We start from the raw sequence: 20664 nt of genomic DNA on the forward strand, positions 1-20664 counted from the left end.
CATGATGACACGAACTGGCACACGTTTCCGACTTGTCCGCGCGAATTCCGCCCTCTTGTCCCTGTATTAATTCCGTGCTAGAACTAACCCATGAACTCCTCGGACCGATCGCTCGATGTCGAGACCTCCTCGATCACGGCTTCGCCTTCGGCCGAGCCCCAGGTCCTGCACCTCTGCCGAGGCGGAACGAGCGTGGTCGTCGACCTCGCGTCCCACCCCGCTCCCGCGATCGTGCACTGGGGTGAGGGGCTCACGGATTCCACCGAGGCGACGCTCCGGGGCATCGCTCGTGCCGCCCGTGGCCAGCGGGTGTCCGGGGGGCTGGACCGCACGCCGTCGCTCAGCATCCTCCCGACCGCCGCCCATGGGTGGTTCGGCACGCCCGGCCTCGAAGGTCACCGCAGCGGCGCCGGCTTCAGCGCGCTGTTCGACGTGGTCGGAGTCCAGGCGAATCAGCACCGCGCGACGATCGCACTGAGCGACTCCGAGGCGCGGCTCGCCGTGCAGGTCGAGCTCCGCGTCGGTCCGAGCGGCCTCTTCCACCAGCGCATCACGCTACGGAACACCGGCGACACCGACTACATGGTCAACGGCGTCCTTGCGACCTTCCCCGTTCCCTGGGATGCCACCGAGATCCTCGACACGACCGGCCATCATCTCCGCGAGCGTTCGCCCCAGCGCCGCGCGTTCACGCTCGGCACCCATCTCCGCGAGAGCCGCCGCGGTCGACCGGGAGCGGATGCGACGCTCCTGCTCGCAGCGGGCCGTCCCGGCTTCGGCTTCGAGTCCGGCCGAGTGCACGCCGTCCATGTCGCGTGGAGCGGTAACCACCGGGTGCTCGCCGAGCGCACGGTGACAGGGGACGCCTTCCTCGCGGGCGGCGAGCTCCTCGGACCCGGCGAGATCATCCTGCCGCCCGGCGAGTCGCTCGCCGCTCCGTGGACGATCGGCTCGTGGGGAGACGGTCTGAACGAGCTCTCCCACCGGTTCCACGACGAGTGGCGCCGCCGTCCGCAGCATCCGCGCCGTCCGCGCCCGGTGACGTTGAACACCTGGGAGGCGGTCTACTTCGATCATTCGCTCGAGCGGCTGACGGCGCTCGCGGATGCCGCGGCAGGCGTCGGTGTGGAGCGATTCGTGCTCGACGACGGCTGGTTCTCCGGGCGGCGAGACGACACCGCCGGACTCGGCGACTGGTTCGTCGACCCCGACGTCTGGCCGCGGGGACTGCACCCGCTGGTCGACCATGTCCGCGCGCACGGCATGGAGTTCGGGCTGTGGGTCGAGCCGGAGATGATCAACCCCGACAGCGACCTCGCCCGCGCCCACCCCGACTGGATCCTGCGCGGCCGCATGGCGCTGCCGCCGTCAGCGCGCCAGCAGCAGGTCCTCGACCTTTCGCACCCGGAAGCGTACGACCACATCGCCGGCCGGCTGCACGCTCTCCTCGACGAGTACCCCATCGCCTACCTCAAGTGGGATCACAATCGCGACCTCGTCGACGCCGGAAGCGGACCCGAAGGGGTCGCCCGCGTCCACTCCCACACGCTGGCCGTGTACCGCCTGCTCGATGAGCTCAAGGCCGGTCACCCGGGCCTCGAGATCGAGAGCTGCGCATCGGGCGGCGCGCGCGTGGATCTCGGGATCCTCGACCGCACCGACCGGATCTGGACGAGCGACAGCCTCGACCCACTCGAACGGCTGGACAACCAGCGCTTCACGGGGCTCGTGGTCCCGCCCGAGATGATGGGCATGCACCTCACGAGCCCGATCGTGCACTCCTCGGCGCGCGCCGTCTCCCTCGATCTGAGCGCGGCCGTCGCCCTTCTCGGTCACTTCGGCATCGAGTGGGACCTCACCACGGCGGACGAACCGACGCGCGACGCGATCGCTGCGTGGGTGAGGCTCGCCAAGCGGGTGCGGCCGCTCGTCGCCACCGGTCGCGTGATCCACGTCGACGGGACCGAGCCGGGGATCGACCTCCGTGGCATCGTCGCGGACGACGCGGCATCCGCTCTGTTGATCGTCACCCAGACGGCATCGACGGTGGCGCACCCGCCCGGGCGGATCCGGATGCCGGGGCTCGAACCGGCACGGGTCTATCGCGTCCGCTCGCTCGGCGGCGACCCCGAACCGGCGCAGTCCCCGCTCGAGTGGGCGATGCACGACCTTTTCCTCACCGGACACGAACTCGCGACGGTCGGGCTCCGGCCCCCGGTGCAGTTCCCCCAGCACTCGACCGTGATCGAGATCACCTCGGAGCCCTGAGCCCCGAAAGACAAGCGCAAGGAGGCGCAACGATGAGACTCACTCACCGACGGACGACCAGGGCGATCGGAGTGCTCGCCTTGGCGAGCGCTGCGATCGTGCTCGGAGGCTGCGCATCGGGCTCCGGCGGGGTCACGACGCTGAACTTCTTCCAGTTCAAGGGCGAGGCGCTCGATGACTTCAACGAGATCATCGCCGACTTCGAAGCCGAGAACCCCGACATCCGCGTGGTGCAGAACCAGGTCGCCGACGCGGACACGATCATTCGGACGCTCCTCGTCAAGGACAAGGCGCCGGATGTCATCACCCTCAACGCCAATGGCGGATTCGGCAAGCTCGCCCAGGCGGGAGTGTTCTACGACTTCTCAGACGAACCGGTGCTGCAGACGATCAACCCCGCCGTTCAGGAGATCCTGGCGGCCCTCGGCAACAAGACAGGCGAGGTCAACGGCCTCGGCTATGTCAACAACGCGAACGGCGTGATCTACAACCAGGACATCTTCGACGAGCAGGGCCTCGAGGTCCCCGAGACGTGGGACGAGTTCATCGCCGTGTGCGACGCACTGCAGGATGCCGGAATCACCCCGTTCTACGGAACTCTCGCCGATTCCTGGACCGGACTGCCCTCCTTCAACGCGCTGGGTGCGTACCCGTCCCAAGGCGACTTCTGGGACGAGATGAGGGCGGAGGGCGAGAACGTCGGCCCCGACTCAGCGGTGTCGTTCCAGAAGGATTTCGCGACAGCGATGGACCAGCAGTACGAGCTCTTCTCCTACATGCAGGACGGATACCGCGGCAAGACGTATGACGAGGGCAATGCCGCGTTCGCGAACGGCGAGGTCGCCATGCTGCTGCAGGGCATCTGGGCGATCAACCCGGTCAAGGCTGTCAATCCCGACATCAAGGCCGCGATCTTCCCGTACCCCGCGGTCGACGATCCCGACGACAGGCTTCTCGTCTCCGGCGTGGACGTCGTGGTGACGATGGGCAAGAACACGCCTCGCAAAGAGGAGGCGCTGCGGTTCATCGACTACCTGTTCGAAGTCGGTGTGATCGAGGAGTTCGCCGCATCCCAGAACATGGTGCCCTCCGTCGAAGGCGCTGAGATCAGCGATGACCCGTCGCTCCAGTCGGTGAAGCCGTTCTTCGACGAGGGCCGGATCACGGGCTTCATCGACCACCAGATCCCGCCGAGCATCCCGCTCGCGTCGATCGACCAGCAGTTCCTTTACAGCGGCGACGCAGAGGCGGCGCTCGCCACGCTCGACAGCGAGTGGGCCAAGGTGGCCGCCCGCACGATCCCCGTGACAGGAGAGTGACATGACGACGATGACGGAGGCCGTGCGCGCCTCATCGACGGGCGGCACCGCGAAGAAGCGAGCCACCCGGGTGCGATCCGGCGAGAAACGGGCCGGCTCCACGTTCTACTGGATGGTATGGCCGGCGGTGATCGCCTTCGCCTTCTTCCACACCCTTCCTGTGCTGATCGGCATCTTCTTCAGCTTCACGAACTATCCGGGCTACGGCGACTGGAACTTCATTGGGCTGTCGAACTACATCAACCTGTTCAAGGACAGTCGGGTGCTCAACGCATACGGCTTCTCGTTCCTGTTCGCCATCGTCGCGACGATCCTGACGAACGTGATCTCGCTGGCTATCGCGCTCGGCCTCAACGCCAAGATCAAGGCGCGCAACTTCTGGCGAGGTGTCTACTTCGTCCCGTACGTGCTGGCCATCCTCGTGATCGGCTTCGTCTTCCAGTTCTTCTTCTCGAACTCGCTCCCGAAGATCCTGGCCGGCATTCCTCTGTTCGCCGACAACATCCTCACGAACGAGACCTGGGCGTGGACCGCCATCGTCGCCCTCGGCGTCTGGCAGGCCTGCGCGTTCGCGATCATCATCTATCTCTCGGGGCTGCAGACGATCCCGGGCGAGCTGTACGAGGCAGCAGCCATAGACGGCGCCAAGCCGTGGCGGCAGTTCACCTCGATCACGTTTCCTCTCATCAGTGCCTTCTTCACGATCAACGTGGTGCTGAGCCTGAAGGGGTTCCTGCAAGTGTTCGACCAAGTCGTCGCGCTCACCAACGGCGGACCGGGCACCGCGACCGAATCCGTCACGCTGCTGATCTTCCGTGGCGGCTTCACCGGCGGCGAGTTCGCCTACCAGGCGGCGAACGCCGTGGTCTTCTTCATCGTGATCACGATCATCTCGCTGCTGCAATTCCGTGTCCTTCAGCGCAGAGAGGCCGATTTCTGATGACCAGCACGACCAACACCGCGGCCCAGCTCGAACAAGACGTCGCCGCGGTCGACGCACCACGACGACGGTGGCGCACGTCCGGCGACGCCGATGACACTCGGAGGACGAACTGGTGGGCGACTGCGCTCATAGCGGTCTGCTCGCTCACCGTTCTGATCCCGCTCTACCTCGCGGTCGTCGTCGCCCTCAAGACGCCGGCACAGCTCACCGAGGGAACGGGCTTCGAGTGGCCCAACCCGGTCCGGTGGGAGAACTTCCCCGAGGCGTGGCAACGGACCAACTTCGGCCAGGCCCTGACGAACACGGCGCTGATCACCGTGGGCGCGGTGGCCTTCACGCTGCTGACCAGCTCGATCGTCTCGTACGCGATCGCGAGGAACATCCATCGCCCGTTCTTCAAGGGAGTGTTCTTCTACTTCCTGGCGGCGCTGTTCATCCCGTTCCCGATCATCATGCTGCCGCTCGTGAAGCAGACGGCGATCCTAGGACTCGACAACCAGGCCGGCATGATCATCCTCTACACGATCTACGGCCTGTCGATAAACATCTTCATCTACACCGCCTACATCCGTTCGATCCCGATCGAGTTGGAAGAAGCGGCGCGGATGGACGGGGCATCGACCTGGCGGGTGTTCTGGTCGGTGATCTTCCCGCTGCTCATGCCGATGAATGCCACGGTCGGCATCCTCACGTGCGTATGGGCATGGAACGACTTCATCATGCCGCTCGTGGTGCTCACAGATCCGGCCGCTCGGACGCTGCCGCTCGCGCAGTACGTGTTCCAAGGACAGTTCAACACCGACTACACGGTGGCATTCGCCTCGTACCTGATGGCGATGGCGCCCCTGCTGATCGTCTACATCTTCTCGCAGCGGTGGGTCATCTCCGGGGTCACCCGCGGCTCGATCAAGTAGACCGCGGATGCGCGCCCGGTGGCGAGGCCGGGCGCGCATCCGTTCCTGTGGATCGTCAGGCCTCGGCGAACAGCGCGAGCATGTCGCGCACGAGCTGGTGCGGGGCGGTCTCGCACGGGGCGTGGCCGGTCGGATAGACCGCGAGGTGCGCTCCGATGCGCGCGGCGTACTCGGCATGCTGCTCGGTGGGCCACAGGTCGGACTCGCCGACCGCGATCAGCTTCGGGATGCCGATGCGGGCGACGTCGTCGGCGAAGTCGGGGGTCGTCATCATGAGTCCCACGACGTCGTCGATCACCGGGCGCTGCGTGACGGCCATCCGCTCGCGCACGAACGCGATCCGCAGCGGCGGAGTGCGATTGAGGTTGTAGCGGATGCCCCACAGGATGAGCCCCGCCGCGCGGTGCGGGGGCATGTCGGAGATCGGGCCGATGTGCTTGACGCCGCGGAAGACCTGGCCGGTCGCCGGCGGCGCGGCCATGAGCGTGATGCTCGCGAACAGGTCGGGGCGCTCGACGAGGGCGAGCTCGGCGAGGAGGCCGGCGAAGCTGTAGCCGAGGACGTGCACCGGGCCGCCGCCGTCTTCGAGGATCGCGATGAAGTCGTCGAGGAAGAGCCGGTAGTCGTAGTGCTCGCGCGGCGGGTCGAGGTTCTGCGGCCCCGCGTCGACCGAACCGTAGTGGCCGGCGAGGTCGTAGGACTCGACCCGGTACCCGGCCGCAGCGAACAGCGGGAACAGCAGGATGAAATCCTCCTTGGAGCCCGCCACGCCCGAGACCAGCAACACCCGCGGCGCCGCGGCGTCGCCCAGGCGCACGCGCGCCAGTGGGCCGCTCGGCGCGGCGAACAAGTCGTGGACCGTCCCCTCGGGGAAGACGCGCCAGTCGATGTCGGGGATGGCGCGGTCTTTCTCGAGCGCGTCGTCGATCGTGGTCATCGCGCGGAAGACTACCGCTCCGGGAGCCCGATGAGCTCGTCCTGCCGCGGCGCGTAGTCGATATGCCCGCCGTCGGCGTCGAAGGCCTGTACCGGGCGGCGTGGCGACCAGGGCTCCCATCCGGGGTCGCCGTCGACCACGAACGACACCCACGCGTGGTGCGTCGCGTCGGCGAGTGCGCGCGGGCCGTCGCGTCCGCCCAGCGCGATCGCGTCGGGGGTGTCGAGGCGATCGAACACGAAGCCGAGCTCCATCGCATGTGCCGCCCCGAGTCCGTCGACGGGGCTGCGCCACCGGAACTCGTACACCCACGTGGGAGCGCCGCGATCCGTGCGGCTGTCGGCGAACCGCGTGATCGGGCCGCGCAGCAGCACGTCGGTCATCACCTCGCCCAGCAGCTGACCGGGCGACGCGTCGGGACTGCGTCGACGATGCGCTTCGAGCACCCGCTTGGGCACGCGCGCCGCCATGCGCGCGAGTGACAAGGTGGCCGCGGTGATCCGGTCGATCGCGCCACCGGGCACGAACCAGAGGCGATACTCCTCGCTGGTGCTGCCGATGAGCACCGGGATGCCGCGTCCCGCACCCGCGAGCAGCGCGTCGAGCGGGTTCTCGGGCACGGTCTCGCCGTCGATCACCAGCGCGACGGTCGGTCCGCGGCCGAGGGGAGAGCCCCCTGCCGCGACCTCGGTCTGCGCCGCGACGAGGTCGTCCGCAGCGACGCCGGCGAAACCGTCCCGCGTCGGCGCGACTTCGAGACGCTTGGCGATGGCGCGCGTCATCCGGCTCGCCTTCCTCGGCGGCTGGGCGACCAGGGGTCCACTCTGCAGGATGGCGCGGTCGAACAGTTCCCCGGCATGGGGAAGGGCGAGCAGCGCGGTGAGCGTGTTCGCGCCCGCGGACTGCCCCATCGCCGTCACCCGGGCGGGGTCTCCCCCGAAGGCGGCGATCTCGCGCCGTACCCAGCGCAGCGCCGCCTCCTGGTCGAGCACGCCCAGGTTCTTCGGCGCGTCGTCGAGGACGGCGAAGCCCTCCTGTCCGAGCCGGTACTGCACCGAGACGTAGACGATGCCGTGGCGCGCGAACGACGCGCCGTCGTACCCGGTGAGCGCGGCCGAGCCCCGGCTCAGGGCGCCGCCGTGCACGAAGACCAGGACGGGCATCGGCCCCCGATCGGCGCGGTCCGACGGGGTCCAGACGTTCACCGTGAGGAAGTCGTCGCCGGCGACCTCGACCGTCGGCAGGTACGGGGCGAGGGCCGGCGGGTACACCGCCTGCGGTGCCGTCGCACCGAAGGCGGCGGCATCCCGCTCCCCTTCCCAGTGGGGAGGCGCAGCGGGAGCCCGGAACCGGAGCTCGCCGACCGGCGGAGCCGCGTACGGGATGCCGAGGTACTTGTCGATCCCGCCCTCGCTCGCGCCGCGCACGAGCCCGCTCGAGAGCGACAGGACGGGGGAATCGGGCATGCGGGTCTCCTCGCGTCATCTCGGCTCCTCGGCGCCGCGCAGCCGCGGTGGTCGAGAACCCCAGGATAGGGTGGCTGGGCGCCATGACCGATCCAGCGAACACCGCGAGCGCGGCATCCTCGGCTCCCCCTCCGACCGGGAGCACCGGCGTCGTGCGCATCAAGCGCCGCGTGCCGTTCTGGGACAACGCCCGCTTCGCGTGCATCGTCCTCGTCGTCCTCGGCCACTCGGTGCAGCGCCTCACGTACGACTCCGACATCGCGCTCGGCCTCTACCTGCTCGTCTATGCGTTCCATATGCCGGCATTCGCGATCATCTCCGGGTACTTCTCGAAGTCCGACGCTCCCAACCGCCGGCAGATGGCCCGCGTCATCACCGACATCCTCGTGCCCTACGTGATCTTCGAGGGTCTGTGGAGCCTCACCAAGTGGATCGTCGAGGGCAGCGCCAACCCCAACCTCACGGAGCCTTCCTGGACGCTGTGGTTCCTGCTCGCGCTGGGGATCTTCCGGCTCGTCCTGCCGTACCTCGCGCTGCTGCGCTGGCCGCTGCTGTGGACGGTGCTCATCTCGATCGGCGCGGGCTACCTGCCCAACATCGACTCGACGTTCTCGCTCTCGCGGACGCTCGGGCTGCTCCCGTTCTTCACCCTCGGCTGGTGGCTGCGCGAGCACGACGTCGTCGCGCGCTTCGGCCTGCTTGCCCGGCGCCGGTGGGGCGTGACCCTGGCTGCGGTCGGCGTGTTCGCGCTCGCCGGGTGGTCGGCATGGTTCTTCGTCGACGACTGGCGCGCGATGAACCTGCGCGAGTGGCTGTTCTACGACGACAACTACGCCGCACTCGGCGGCACGCAATGGTGGGCGGGCGGCGTCCGCCTCGCGCTCATGGTCGTCGCGATCGTGCTGAGCGCGGCGTTCTTCGCGCTGCTGCCCCTCGGGACCCACTGGTGGACGCACTTCGGGCAGTACACGATGTACGTCTACCTGCTCCACTCGTTCGTGCTCTATCCCTTCCGCGAGTCTGGAGCGCTTCGCGACCTCGAACCGACGTGGCTGTGGCTTCCGATCGTGATCGTGGCGTCGGTGCTCATCGCGCTGGGACTTGCGACGAAACCGGTGCGGTGGGTGTTCCGCCCCCTCGTCGAGCCGCGTCCGGGGTGGCTGTTCACCGACCGCACGCTCGCGGGACGTGAAGGCCGTCGCAACGACCCGACCGGATCCCGTCGACCTCGCGCGCAGCCGAAGCCGCCACAGGCGCACGCCGATCCCCGTCAGAACGGATGAGCCGGCGCACGGCGCCGGGAACGTCGGCCACGGCGTGTACGGTCGCGGGGTGAGCGACGACACGACCGAAGACCTGCATGCCGAGGCGCTCGAAGCTCTGCGCCGCCTGGTCGACAGCGCGGACGCGTCGTTCCACGACGGCCAGTTCGAGGCGATCGAGACGCTCGTGCGCGGGCGCTCCCGGGCGCTCGTCGTCCAGCGCACCGGCTGGGGAAAGTCCGCGGTCTACTTCGTCGCCACCCTCCTTCTCCGCCGCCGCGGGACGGGGCCGACGATCCTGGTGTCGCCGCTGCTGGCCCTCATGCGCGATCAGGTCGCGGCGGCCGAGCGGGCGGGTGTCCGCGCAGCGAGCATCAACTCCGCCAACCCGCTCGAGTGGAACGACATCCTCGCCCGGCTGCGCTCCGACGAGCTCGACGTGCTCCTCGTCAGCCCGGAACGGCTGAACAACCCGAGGTTCCGCGACGAGCAGCTGCCTGCGCTCATGGCGCGCGTCGGGCTGCTGGTCGTCGACGAGGCGCACTGCATCTCGGACTGGGGCCACGACTTCCGGCCCGACTATCGCCGTCTGCGCGACCTGATCGCGGGAATGCCCGTCGGCGTGCCGGTGCTGGCCACCACCGCCACGGCGAACGAGCGCGTGGTCCACGACGTCGAGGAGCAGCTCGGGTCCGGCGGCGTGGGCGTCCTCACGATCCGCGGGCCGCTTGCGCGCAAGTCGCTGCGCCTCGGGGTGCTGCGCTTGCCGGATGCCGCCACTCGGCTCGCGTGGCTGCTCAGCCACCTCGGCGACCTGCCCGGCAGCGGCATCATCTACGCCCTCACGGTGTCGGCGGCCGAAGACACCGCGCGACTGCTGCGCGAGGCCGGCCACGCCGTGCGGGCCTACACCGGGCAGACCGACCCCGCCGAGCGCGAGGAGTCCGAGCGACTGCTCAAGGAGAACCGCGTCAAAGCGCTCGTCGCCACGAGCGCGCTCGGAATGGGGTTCGACAAGCCCGACCTCGCATTCGTGCTGCACCTCGGTGCGCCGTCGACCCCGGTGGCGTACTACCAGCAGGTGGGCCGCGCCGGGCGGGCGTCCGACCGAGCCGACGTCCTGCTGCTGCCCGGGCCGGAGGATCAGGCGATCTGGCAGTACTTCGCAACGTCTTCGATGCCCGACGAGGCGAAGGCGACCGCGGTGCTCGACGAGCTCGCGCACGAAGGCGGCCCGCTCTCGACCGTCGCCCTCGAGGCCCGCGTCGACATCCGGCGGAGCCGGCTCGAGCTGCTCCTGAAGGTGCTCGACGTCGATGGGGCGGTCGCACGCGTGCAGGGCGGCTGGTTGTCGACCGGGCTGCCGTGGAGGTACGACGCCGAGCGCTACGGCCGCATCGCCGAGGCGCGCACCCGCGAGCAGCAGGCGATGATCGCGTACGAGACCACGACCGGCTGCCGGATGGAGTTCCTCCAGCGCGAGCTCGATGATCCCGCCGCCGCGCCCTGCGGGCGGTGCGACAACTGCACGGCGCCCTGGTATCCGACCGACGTCGCCGCCCAAGCGTCCGCGTCCGCGGACGCCGCGATGAACCGTGTCGGAGTCCTCGTCGAGCCCCGCGCCCAATGGCCCTCCGGCATGGACAAGCTCGGGCTCGGTCTTCGCGGCAACATCGCCCGCGACGACCGCCTCGAGCCCGGCCGGGTGCTCGCGCGACTCACCGATCTGGGGTGGGGCGGCCCGCTCCGCGCGCTGTTCGCCACGGGGACGCCCGACGCCGAGATCTCCCCATCCCTCGCAGACGCCTGCGTCCGGGTGCTGGCGGACTGGGAATGGGAAACCCGCCCGGCCGCCGTCGTGGCGATGCCGTCGCGCTCGCGTCCGTTGCTGGTCGCCTCGCTCGCGCGCACCATCTCGGAGGTCGGACGCCTCCCCCTCCTCGGATCGCTCGCTCTCACCGCCGCGGCGCCCAGCGGCGACGGCGGGAACAGCGCGTATCGACTCGCGGGCGTGGCCGAGAGCTTCATGGTCGAACCCGAACTCGCGGAGTCCCTGGCTGCCCTCGACGGCGCCCCGATCCTGCTGGTCGACGACCTGGTCGACAGCCGGTGGACCATCACGGTCGCCGGTCGGCTGCTGCGGCGGGCGGGAGCGGGGCCGGTGCTCCCGTTCGCGCTGGCCGCGCGCGCGTGACGCGCGCTTAACCCTCGGAAACAAACGGGCGGATGCTGCGGCATCCGCCTACTCTCGCTGCATGACCGACCTCAACCTGCCGATCCTCGACCTGTCCGAGCTCGATCACGGCCCGGAGGCCGCCGCGCGGTTCCGCGACGACCTGCGCGCCGCCACGCACCAGGTCGGGTTCTTCTACCTCACCGGCACCGGTGTCACGCCCGACCTCGAAGCGCGACTGCACCGGGCCGCGCGGGACTTCTTCGCCCTGCCCGAGGCCGACAAGCTGGCGATCGAGAACGTCAAGAGCCCGCACTTCCGCGGCTACACCCGCATCGGCGGCGAGCGCACCCAGGGCAAGGTCGATTGGCGCGAGCAGATCGACATCGGCCCGGAGCGCGAGGCGATCTCCGACCCCGAGGCGGCCGACTTCTTCCGCCTGATCGGCCCGAACCTGTGGCCCGCGGCGCAGCCCGAGCTGCAGGACGTCGTCTCGGAGTGGCACGACCACCTCTCGGGAGTCGCCCGCAAGCTCCTTCGCGCGTGGGCGCTGTCGCTCGGCGCGCCCGAGAACTACTTCGACGAGCACTTCGGCGAGCCCTCGACGCTGATCAAGATCGTCCGCTACCCGGGCAAGGAGGATCCCACTCCGCAGCAGGGTGTCGGTGCCCACAAGGACTCCGGCGTGCTGACCCTCCTGTGGGTCGAGCCGGGCAAGGGCGGGCTCCAGGTGCAGCGTCAGGACGGCGCCACCGGGGAATGGCACTGGGTGGATGCACCGCCGGTGCCCGGCGCCTTCGTCGTCAACATCGGCGAACTCCTCGAGTACGCCACGCAGGGGTACCTCGTCGCAACGAATCACCGCGTGATCTCGCCGCGCTACCCGGACGACCGCATCTCGGTGCCGTTCTTCTTCAACCCCGCGCTGGACAAGCGCCTTCCGCTGATCGAGCTTCCCGTCGAACTGGCCGGCGAGGCGCGCGGAGTCACCCAGGATCCGGCGAATCCGATCCACGCCCTCTACGGCGAGAACGCGCTCAAGTCGCGCCTGCGCGCGCATCCCGACGTCGCGGCCATCCACCACGCCGACCTCGTCGCAACCCGCGCCTCGGCCTCGACGTCGTAGCCCCGGCATCCGTCCCCGCCACTTCTGCGGAGATCGGCGGTTCTCCGGAGAGTTCGGCCCGGATCGGTCCGGAGAACCGGCGATCTCCGGAGAACCGGCGCGGGCAGCCCCGGCGAATGGAAGAAGGCCTCCCCACACCGTGGGGAGGCCTTCACAAGAATGTTCTGCGCGATAGAACGCTGGTCGCGATTAGCGGCGCAGGCCGAGACGCTCGATGAGCGAGCGGTAGCGGTTGATGTCGATGTCCTGGAGGTAACCCAACAGGCGACGACGCTGACCGACCATCAGGAACAGGCCACGACGCGAGTGGTGGTCGTGCTTGTGCTCCTTGAGGTGCTCGGTGAGGTCCTTGATGCGCTGCGTCAGCATCGCGACCTGCACCTCGGGGGATCCGGTGTCACCGGGGTGCGTCGCGTACTCTTCGATGATCGCCTTCTTGGCGTCTGATTCGAGCGGCATAGATGGGATCCCCTTTCTCGTCGTTGCGCGGTGCCCGACGCCTGATGCGTGAGCTCTCTTTCTCCGCGGCCGATCAAACGGCAACCTCAAGAGTCTACCAGCCCGGAAGACCCGGACGTTAACCGGCGCAGACGTAGTCCAACGGTCGCTCTGCGGCGGATTTCGGACGTCGCACTCGAGCGCGCCGCGGGGCGTCGCCTGCCCGGCGTAGAGTCGCCGGGTGCCCACCACCGACGCCCCGTCCGCCGACGCGTCGCGCGATCGGACGCCGTCGTCCGGCTGGATCACGACCCAGTTCGTGCTCGCCGGGATCGTGTGGGGTGCGAGCTTCCTGTTCATGAAGGTCGCGCTCACCGGCATCTCCCCGGCGCAGGTCGCGTGGACCCGCATCCTCCTGGGCGCGCTGACCCTCGGCGCCCTGGTGCTGCTGCGCCGCGAGGCGCTCTCGCGCAGCCTGAAGGTGTGGGCGCATCTCCTGGTGCTGGGCCTCACGTTCTGCGTGATCCCGTTCCTGCTCTTCTCGTGGGCGCAGCAGCACGTGAGCTCCGGTGTCGCGAGCATCTTCAACGCGACCACGCCCATCATGACGGCGATCATGGCGTGGCTCGTCTTCCGCGTCGAGAAGCTCCGGCTGCTCCAGGTGCTCGGGATCGGCGTCGGCATCCTGGGCGTCGTCGTCATCATCGCGCCGTGGCAGGGCATCTCTCTCGACGGCAGCCTCGTGGCGGAGCTGGCGATCCTGGGGGCGACCGCGAGCTACGGCTTCAGCTTCGCCTACATGCGCAAGTTCGTGTCGAACACGGGGATGTCGGCGCTCGGGTTCACCTTCGGGTACATCGCGATGGCCGGCGTGGTCATGGCGCTGCTCACGCCCTTCCTCGTGCTCACGCCGGTGGCTCTCGATGTGCCGATCATCGTCAGCCTCGTGCTGCTCGGATGCCTCGGCACAGCGATCGCCTACGTGTGGAACCAGAACACGGTCCGCGCGTGGGGACCGACGCGGGCCTCGACGGTGACCTACATCACCCCGGTGGTGGGCGTGATCCTCGGCATCCTGATCCTCGGCGAGACGGTGACGTGGAACGAGCCCGCCGGCGCGCTGATCGTCTTCCTCGGCATCCTGCTCGCACAAGACCGCCTCCGGCTGCGACGCCGGAACGACGAAGGGACGGATGCCGCGGCATCCGTCCCCCCATCCGCCGAGGCGGACGATCTCAGTCCTGCTGCAGAGCGCCCTGCAGGTCGAGCGTGATGGTGATGTCCTTGCCCACGAGCACGCCGCCGGTCTCGAGCGCGGCGTTCCAGGTGAGTCCGAAGTCCTCGCGGTTCACGACCGTCTTCGCCGTCGCGCCGGCCTTGTAGTTGCCCCACGGGTCGGTGCCGAAGCCGCCGAACTCGAACTCGAATGAGACGGGCTTGGTGATGCCGCGGATCGTCAGGTCACCGTCGACGAAGAAGTCGTCGCCTTTGACGTGGGCACCCGTGGAGACGAACTCCATGGTCGGGTGGTTCTCGACGTCGAAGAAGTCGGCTGAGCGCAGGTGGTTGTCGCGTCCGTCGTCCTTCGTGTCGACCGAGGTGACGTCGACGCTGGCCTCGACCTTGGCGTCGAGCGGGTTCTCCGGCGCGATCAGCGTGGCGCTCTTCATGCCGAAGGTGCCGCGCACCTTCGAGATCATCATGTGACGCACGCTGAAGGTCACCTCGCTGTGCGACGGATCGAGCACCCAGGTGCCCGTCTTGTAGCCGGGAACGTCGATCGTGGTGGAGTCGGTCATGCTCTTCCTTCGTCTGGGGAGTGCCGCGGACGCGGCGGCATGACGTATCCAACGTGCGGCGGCGCGTTCTATTCCCATGAATAGAAAAAAGAGGGGCGGATGCCGCGGCATCCGCCCCTCTCGGAGCTGTGTGCGGGCCGGTCAGCCGACCGCGATGAGGTCGATGATGAACACGAGGGTCTTGCCGCCGAGGAAGTGGCCGCCGGCAGGACCGTAGGCGAGGTGAGGCGGGATCACGAGCTCGCGGCGGCCGCCGACCTGCATGCCGGGGATGCCGTCCTGCCAGCCCTGGATCAGGCCGCGGAGCGGGAACTGGATGCTCTCACCGCGGCTCCACGAGGAGTCGAACTCCTCGCCGGTCTCGTACTCGACACCGGCGTAGTGCACGGTGACGGTGTCGCCGGGCTTCGCCTCGGCGCCGTCGCCCACGATGATGTCGCGGATGACGAGGTCGGTCGGAGCCGGGCCCTCGGGGGCGTCGAACTCGGGCTTGGTGCGGTCGTCAGTCATGGTTCCATCCAACCCGAGCCGGTCGCCGGGGTCAACGCGAGCAGCGCTCATGACAAGACTCAGCGCCCGGTGTCGCGGCGATGCCTGCGTTCCATCCGGGCGCTGAGTTGATCTGCCCTCAGGATGCCGGGGCGGGAGCGAACGTGTCAAGACCCTCCCCGTGACGCCCGCCGCCCACCCGACGTCACGGGGCGAACAGCGCCGCACGCGCCGCGACGGTGCGCTGCAGGAGCACCCGCTCGTCCTCGGCGGCGTTCGGGTCGCGCCCCGTGATCGCCCGCTGCCGGGCCGCGGCGAGGGACGTGGCATCCGTGATGAAGCCCTTCATCAGCGCCGTGCGGTCGCCGCGCAGCGTCGCGGCCCACGCGAGCCCGGCCTTGCGGCCGGCGCCGGTCGCGAGCATGTCGGCCTCCTGAGGGGTGAACCAGCCCGCGTCGGCGTACTCCCCCAGTCGCCGGCGCGTGAGACGCGACTCCTCGCGGCGCAGTGCGATGACGCCGAGGAGGAACCCCACGAACAGCGGCACCTGCAGCGTGAGGTAGAGGCCCCAGAAGTCGCCGAGCACGGCCGAGGCGTTCCAGATCGCATGCAGGATCGTGGCGCCGATCATGCCCACGATCCACGCGCCGAACGCCCGCGCTCCGCGCGAGCCCCGGCGGGCGGCGAGCCCCAGCGCGAAGCCGGTGACGCTCGTGAACATGACATGGGCGAACGGCGACAGGATGCCGCGCATGAAGAACGTGATCGTGGTGTCGGCCGCGCCGCCCTCGAGGAAGCTGATCGCGAAGTACTGGATGTTCTCGGTGAAGGCGAAGCCGGCGCCGATGAGGGCGCCGTAGACGATCCCGTCGACCGGCCCGTCGAAGGCCCTCCGCGCGACGAGGAAGATGATGTACACGCCCAGGCCCTTGCCGAACTCCTCGACGATGGGGGCCTGGATAATCGCGGACACCGCTTCGGCCTCGGGGGTCGTGGCGCGACCGAAGACCATGGTGAGAAGGACATCGACGCCGAGCGCGATGCCGACCGCCGCGATAGCGCCCCAGGCGACGGCGAAGATCACCAGTCCGCGCGGCTCGGGCTCCCACCTGTCGACGATCCGGACAGCGAGCAGCACGCCCGCGAGCGGGATGAGCGCGAGGAGCATGCCGATGAGCGAGGCCGCCGGCCCGATCGCGTTCAGGAAGTAGCCGACGAGGGCCACGAGGACGACCACCAGGATGCCGGCGATCCAGATCGGCGCCGTGCGGCCGCGCTTCGGCGGGACCGGCATCACGGCGGGCGAGACCGTCGCCGGCGCGATGGCGGCCGGAGTCGCGTGCCGGGGCTGGGCGAGTGCCGACGGGAAGTCAGGAGGCACCAGCGATGGCCGCTCGTCACCGTGCGCGGACGTCATGGGCTCAGCCTATGGCCGTCCAGGCCCCGAGCCCGGCGTGCGCGGCGGGTAGGTTGGAGGAATGCGTTTCGCCCATGTGATCCGGCCTGGGTCCGACGACCCTCGCCTCGTCCTCGTGGACGGCGACGACGCCGTGCTGGTCGATGAGCTGTTCGATGGGGCGCCGCGGCGGCTGGAGGATCTCATCGCCGGCGGCGACGCCCTGCTCGATCGTGTGCGCGAGACGGCGGATGCCGGGGTGCGGCATCCGCTCGCCGGCGTCCGCTACGCATCCGCCCTGCTCAACCCTCCGGTGATCCTCGCGATCGGCCTGAACTACGCCGCGCACTCGAGCGAGCTCGGTCTGAAGACCGACTCCACACCCACCGTGTTCGTGCTGTGGCCGAACTCGCTGACCGGCCACGACGCGACGACGACGTGGCCGCGGTCGCTCAGCGAATCCGTCGACTACGAGGCCGAGTTGGGAGTCATCATCGGCAGGCCGGCCAAGGACGTCTCCGCCGACGACGCACTCGACCACGTGTGGGGGTACACCGTGGTCAACGACATCACCGCACGCGACATCCAGTACTCCGAGGCGCAGTGGTCGCGGTGCAAGTCCTTCGACGGCTTCACGCCGACGGGACCCTTCGTCGTGACGCGGGACGAGATCCCCGACCCGCAGGACCTCCGCATCTGGACGGTGCTCGACGGTCACACGATGCAGGATGCCTCCACCGGCCAGATGGTCCGCACGGTCGCGACCCTCATCGCACACCTCTCGAAGTCGGCCACGCTGCTTCCGGGCACGCTCATCTCGACGGGCTCCCCCGGCGGGGCGGGCTACTCGCGCGACCCACAGGTGTTCATCCGCGATCGGTCGACGGTGACCGTGGGGATCGACGGCATCGGCGAGCTCACCACGCACTGCCGCATCATCGGCTGACACACGACGAAGCCCCCTCGCCGCGATGCGGGAGGGGGCTCGGCCGACGAGTGCTAGTCGCTGACGTTCGAGCAGTCCACCGGGAGCCCGCGAACGGTGATGGTGCCCTCGAATCCGACCGCCTGGCACGCCTGGTACGTCTCGGTCCCGAAGGTGATGAGCGGGATGATCACTGCGAAGAACAGGATCACGCCGAGCACCATCAGCACGGCGCTGATGATGATGGCGGCGAGCGCGAAGCCGTTCTTGTGTCCGGCCTTGCGGCTCTGCACGAGCGCGATGATGCCGAGGATCAGCGCGATGAGCTGCACGAAGAACGACAGGATGAACGCGACGATGCCCATCGTCCGCCCGGGGACGGGGGCGTCCACGGGTGCGCCGTACGCCGGCGGCGGTGCCGACGCGTACTGGGGCGCGGCGCCGTACTGCGGCTGCGGAGCGCCATAGGCCGGTGGCGCCGGCGGAATGTTCGACGCGGGGTCGTTGGGGTTCTGCGGATCGGTCATGCGTGTTCCTCTCGCGTAGGTCTGTGATCGACCGTAGCGGGCGGCGCGGCGGCCCGGCAATCACCGCGCCGGTGCCGGGCGCGCGGGTCAGATCTGCGGATCGTCGACGACGATCGGCTCGTCCACGGTCGCGATGACCGGAATCGCGGCCGTGATGACCTCCAGTCCGGACAGCCGTGCCGGCGAGAGCTGCTTGGCGACCTCATCGGCCGACATGAGCCCGGCCTCGACGACGAGGTCGCCGACATTGCGCCCTGTCAGGAGTGCCGCCTTGGCGAGAGCCGCGGAGGCCGCGTACCCGATGAACGGGGTGAGCGCCGTCACGACGCCGACGGAGGAGCCGACCATCGCCCCGAGCCGCTCACGATTGGCCGTGATGCCGTCGACGCAGTTGACGCGCAGGGTCCACATGGCCCGGCGCATCCAGGTGATCGACTGGAAGATCGAGTGCGCGATGACCGGCTCGAACGCGTTGAGCTGCAGCTGCCCGCCCTCGACCGCCATCGTGACAGTGAGGTCCGCGCCCGCGACGGCGAAGGCCACCTGGTTCACGACCTCGGGGATCACGGGGTTGACCTTGCCGGGCATGATGCTCGACCCCGCCTGACGGGCCGGGAGGTTGATCTCGCCGAAACCCGCCTGCGGACCGGACGACAGCAGTCGCAGGTCGTTGCAGATCTTCGACATCTTGATCGCGTTGCGCTTGAGCGACGAGGAGAACGACATGAAGGCGCCCGTGTCGCTCGTGGACTCGACGAGGTCGGTCGCGAGGTCGAGGTCGAGACCGCTGATCTCGCGCAGGTGGCGCAGCACGGCCGCGCTGTAGGCGGGATGCGTCGTGATGCCGGTGCCGATCGCCGTCGCGCCCATGTTGATCTCGTAGAGGAGATAGGCGTTCTCGTTGAGTCGGCTGTAGTCCTCGCCGAGGGTCGTCGCGAAGCCGTGGAACTCCTGCCCGAGCGTCATGGGCACGGCATCCTGCAGCTGCGTCCGCCCGACCTTCAGGACGTCGTGGAACTCGACCGCCTTGGCGAGGAAGGCCTTGCGGAGCAGATCGAGTTCGTCCAGCAGGGAGCGGAGGTCGAGGCCGAGCCCGACCTTGATCGCCGTCGGATAAACGTCGTTCGTCGACTGGCTGCGATTGGTGTGGTCGATGGGCGAGAGGTAGGCGTAGTCGCCCTTCTCTCGTCCGGCCAGCTCGAGCGCGATGTTGGTGATGACCTCGTTCGCGTTCATGTTCGTCGACGTGCCGGCCCCGCCCTGGATGACGCCCACGACGAACTGGTCGTGATGCTCACCGTCGATCACGAGCTGTGCGGCGCGGTCGATGAGGTCGGCCTTCTCGGCATCCAGCACACCGATCTCGCGATTGGCGCGGGCCGAGGCCTGCTTGACCATCGCGAGCGCGACGACGAGGTCCTTGTAGACCGAGATCGGCCGCTTCGAGATGGGGAAGTTCTCCAGTGCGCGGGCGGTGTGGATGCCCCAGTACGCGTCGGCGGGGATCTCGAGGGATCCCAGGGAGTCGGTCTCGGTGCGTGTGCGCGTCATTGCGTCCAGAGCCATGGTGCTGGTCCTTGTGGGTTGGTCACGGCGGTGTGGGAACGCCTCAACCCTACGCGCGGACCCGGCGCGGCACCGGTGTACTCCGGGTACACCCGGCGCACCGCCGTGTACATCGCGTCTATCGCGCGGGCTTGCGCGAGAACACCTCGAGACGCTCCTCGGGCGTGAGCCGCGACATCCGCTCCACCCACTCGGCGGAGAAGAAGTCGCCGGTCGGGGCATCGACGACGGGCACGACGGCATGCGTGATCGTGTCGTCGTAGACGTGGACGAGGTGGAAGGACTGCCCGGCGTCCATGCCGTTCACCTCGGACGCCGGCCGGGCCAGGTTCATCGTGTAGCAGGTGGCCGCGGCCACACTGACCGGGACACCCACGAACGTGCCGTTCGTGGAGTAGTGCAGGTGACCGGCGAGGATCGCCCGCACGTCGGAGCCGGCGATCGCCTCGGCGAGGCGGCCCTGGTCGCGCAGCTCGAGGATGTCGAAGAGCGGCACATGCGACGGCAGAGGCGGATGGTGCATCGCCAGCACCGTTCCGAGCGGCGCGGGCGTGGCCAGCACGTCGGCGAGCCACTCGAGCTGGGCGGCGTCGAGATCCCCGTGGTGCCACCCCGGCACCGTGGAATCCAGCACCACGAGCCGCAGTCCTCCGAGGTCCCACACGCCTGTCACCGGCTGCTCGGAGGGCTCGAGCCCGAGCAGGTCGCGTCGCAGAGCGGGACGCTCGTCGTGGTTGCCGGCGACCCAGATCACCGGTGCGCCGAGGCGCGCCGCGATCGGTTCCACCGCCTCGCGCAGGGCGAGGTAGGCCTCGGGCTCGCCGAGGTCGGTGAGGTCGCCGGTGAACACGATGGCATCGGGGCGGATGCCGGTCCTCTCCGCCGCCTCGAGGGTGAGCGTCAGATTGGCCGCCGTGTCGAACCGGCCGGCCAGCGCGCGGTTCCCCGCCAGCAGATGGGTGTCGCTGAGGTGCAGCAGCGTCCGCCTCGCGGGGGCGTACTGCCCGAACCGGACGGATGCCGCGGCCTCCGCGTGACCGGGGAGTCCGGGCGAGGCGCCGTCGGCGGCGGAAGAGGGTGGCGTGGCGACCATTCCCTCAGCCTAGGGCCGGGCTC

The 20664-nt window shown here is 69.1% G+C and carries 18 protein-coding genes; 9 read left to right on the plus strand and 9 right to left on the minus strand.

Annotated elements, in window-relative coordinates; genetic code table 11:
• The first annotated feature begins 90 nt into the window (after positions 1-90).
• The 4 genes from ASD93_RS07915 to ASD93_RS07930 are packed head-to-tail and all read left to right on the plus strand — an operon-like array spanning position 91 to position 5444.
• Positions 91-2268: an alpha-galactosidase gene (locus tag ASD93_RS07915; RefSeq protein WP_056121125.1), complete on the plus strand. Its 2178-nt coding sequence runs from the start codon at positions 91-93 to the stop codon at positions 2266-2268.
• 32 nt (positions 2269-2300) lie between these two features.
• A complete protein-coding gene (locus tag ASD93_RS07920; protein ID WP_056121126.1) occupies positions 2301-3587 on the plus strand; it encodes an ABC transporter substrate-binding protein in 1287 nt (428 codons plus the stop codon).
• 1 nt (position 3588) lies between these two features.
• Positions 3589-4527, plus strand: coding sequence for a carbohydrate ABC transporter permease (locus tag ASD93_RS07925; protein ID WP_082569242.1), 939 nt, complete (start codon positions 3589-3591; stop codon positions 4525-4527).
• The gene (locus tag ASD93_RS07930) at positions 4527-5444 is read left to right on the plus strand and encodes a carbohydrate ABC transporter permease (RefSeq protein ID WP_056121128.1); all 918 of its coding nucleotides are present in this window, start codon (positions 4527-4529) and stop codon (positions 5442-5444) included. The genes ASD93_RS07925 and ASD93_RS07930 overlap by 1 nt, the downstream gene beginning before the upstream one ends.
• A 55-nt stretch (positions 5445-5499) precedes the next feature.
• Here ASD93_RS07930 and ASD93_RS07935 read toward each other — a convergent pair whose 3' ends face one another.
• A complete protein-coding gene (locus ASD93_RS07935) occupies positions 5500-6381 on the minus strand; it encodes an alpha/beta fold hydrolase (RefSeq protein WP_056121130.1) in 882 nt (293 codons plus the stop codon).
• A gap of 11 nt (positions 6382-6392) precedes the next feature.
• Positions 6393-7847, minus strand: a complete 1455-nt coding sequence (locus tag ASD93_RS07940) for a carboxylesterase/lipase family protein (RefSeq protein WP_056121132.1) — start codon at positions 7845-7847, stop codon at positions 6393-6395.
• An 83-nt stretch (positions 7848-7930) separates the two neighbouring features.
• Between ASD93_RS07940 and ASD93_RS07945 the strand changes: the two genes are divergently transcribed.
• The 3 genes from ASD93_RS07945 to ASD93_RS07955 all read left to right on the plus strand — a co-directional run bounded on the left by ASD93_RS07945 (position 7931) and on the right by ASD93_RS07955 (position 12408).
• The gene (locus ASD93_RS07945) at positions 7931-9130 is read left to right on the plus strand and encodes an acyltransferase family protein (RefSeq protein ID WP_082569243.1); all 1200 of its coding nucleotides are present in this window, start codon (positions 7931-7933) and stop codon (positions 9128-9130) included.
• A 49-nt stretch (positions 9131-9179) separates the two neighbouring features.
• Positions 9180-11303, plus strand: coding sequence for a RecQ family ATP-dependent DNA helicase (locus tag ASD93_RS07950; RefSeq protein WP_056124197.1), 2124 nt, complete (start codon positions 9180-9182; stop codon positions 11301-11303).
• A gap of 61 nt (positions 11304-11364) precedes the next feature.
• Entirely contained in the window at positions 11365-12408 is a 1044-nt protein-coding gene (locus ASD93_RS07955) for an isopenicillin N synthase family dioxygenase (RefSeq protein ID WP_056121134.1), read from the plus strand.
• Between the two features lie 189 nt (positions 12409-12597).
• Here the strand turns inward: ASD93_RS07955 and rpsO are convergent, their stop codons facing one another.
• Positions 12598-12867, minus strand: coding sequence for a 30S ribosomal protein S15 (rpsO, locus tag ASD93_RS07960; protein ID WP_056121136.1), 270 nt, complete (start codon positions 12865-12867; stop codon positions 12598-12600).
• Positions 12868-13087: 220 nt separating this feature from the next.
• On the opposite strand from rpsO, the gene ASD93_RS07965 reads away from it, so the two are divergent.
• Positions 13088-14119, plus strand: coding sequence for a DMT family transporter (locus ASD93_RS07965; RefSeq protein WP_056121138.1), 1032 nt, complete (start codon positions 13088-13090; stop codon positions 14117-14119).
• Here ASD93_RS07965 and ASD93_RS07970 read toward each other — a convergent pair.
• The 3 genes from ASD93_RS07970 to ASD93_RS07980 all read right to left on the minus strand — a co-directional run bounded on the left by ASD93_RS07970 (position 14082) and on the right by ASD93_RS07980 (position 16551).
• Positions 14082-14645, minus strand: coding sequence for a YceI family protein (locus ASD93_RS07970; RefSeq protein ID WP_056121141.1), 564 nt, complete (start codon positions 14643-14645; stop codon positions 14082-14084). The two genes, ASD93_RS07965 and ASD93_RS07970, sit on opposite strands and share 38 nt — an antisense overlap.
• 141 nt (positions 14646-14786) lie before the next feature.
• A complete protein-coding gene (locus ASD93_RS07975) occupies positions 14787-15155 on the minus strand; it encodes an FKBP-type peptidyl-prolyl cis-trans isomerase (protein ID WP_056121142.1) in 369 nt (122 codons plus the stop codon).
• 184 nt (positions 15156-15339) lie between these two features.
• On the minus strand, positions 15340-16551 hold the full coding sequence (locus tag ASD93_RS07980) for a PrsW family intramembrane metalloprotease (protein ID WP_056121144.1): 1212 nt from the start codon (positions 16549-16551) through the stop codon (positions 15340-15342).
• Between the two features lie 61 nt (positions 16552-16612).
• Between ASD93_RS07980 and ASD93_RS07985 the strand changes: the two genes are divergently transcribed.
• Complete coding sequence (locus ASD93_RS07985; RefSeq protein WP_056121146.1) at positions 16613-17476, plus strand: fumarylacetoacetate hydrolase family protein; 864 nt, start codon at positions 16613-16615, stop codon at positions 17474-17476.
• Positions 17477-17529: 53 nt separating this feature from the next.
• On the opposite strand, the gene ASD93_RS07990 is transcribed toward ASD93_RS07985, so the two are convergent.
• The 3 genes from ASD93_RS07990 to ASD93_RS08000 all read right to left on the minus strand — a co-directional run bounded on the left by ASD93_RS07990 (position 17530) and on the right by ASD93_RS08000 (position 20641).
• Complete coding sequence (locus ASD93_RS07990) at positions 17530-17982, minus strand: DUF4190 domain-containing protein (RefSeq protein WP_056121148.1); 453 nt, start codon at positions 17980-17982, stop codon at positions 17530-17532.
• A gap of 87 nt (positions 17983-18069) precedes the next feature.
• A complete protein-coding gene (locus ASD93_RS07995) occupies positions 18070-19548 on the minus strand; it encodes an aspartate ammonia-lyase (protein ID WP_056121150.1) in 1479 nt (492 codons plus the stop codon).
• A gap of 118 nt (positions 19549-19666) precedes the next feature.
• Complete coding sequence (locus ASD93_RS08000) at positions 19667-20641, minus strand: phosphodiesterase (RefSeq protein WP_082569244.1); 975 nt, start codon at positions 20639-20641, stop codon at positions 19667-19669.
• Positions 20642-20664 lie beyond the last annotated feature (23 nt).

Origin of the sequence: Microbacterium sp. Root180 (assembly GCF_001428485.1) — a bacterium.
Lineage (GTDB): Bacteria > Actinomycetota > Actinomycetes > Actinomycetales > Microbacteriaceae > Microbacterium.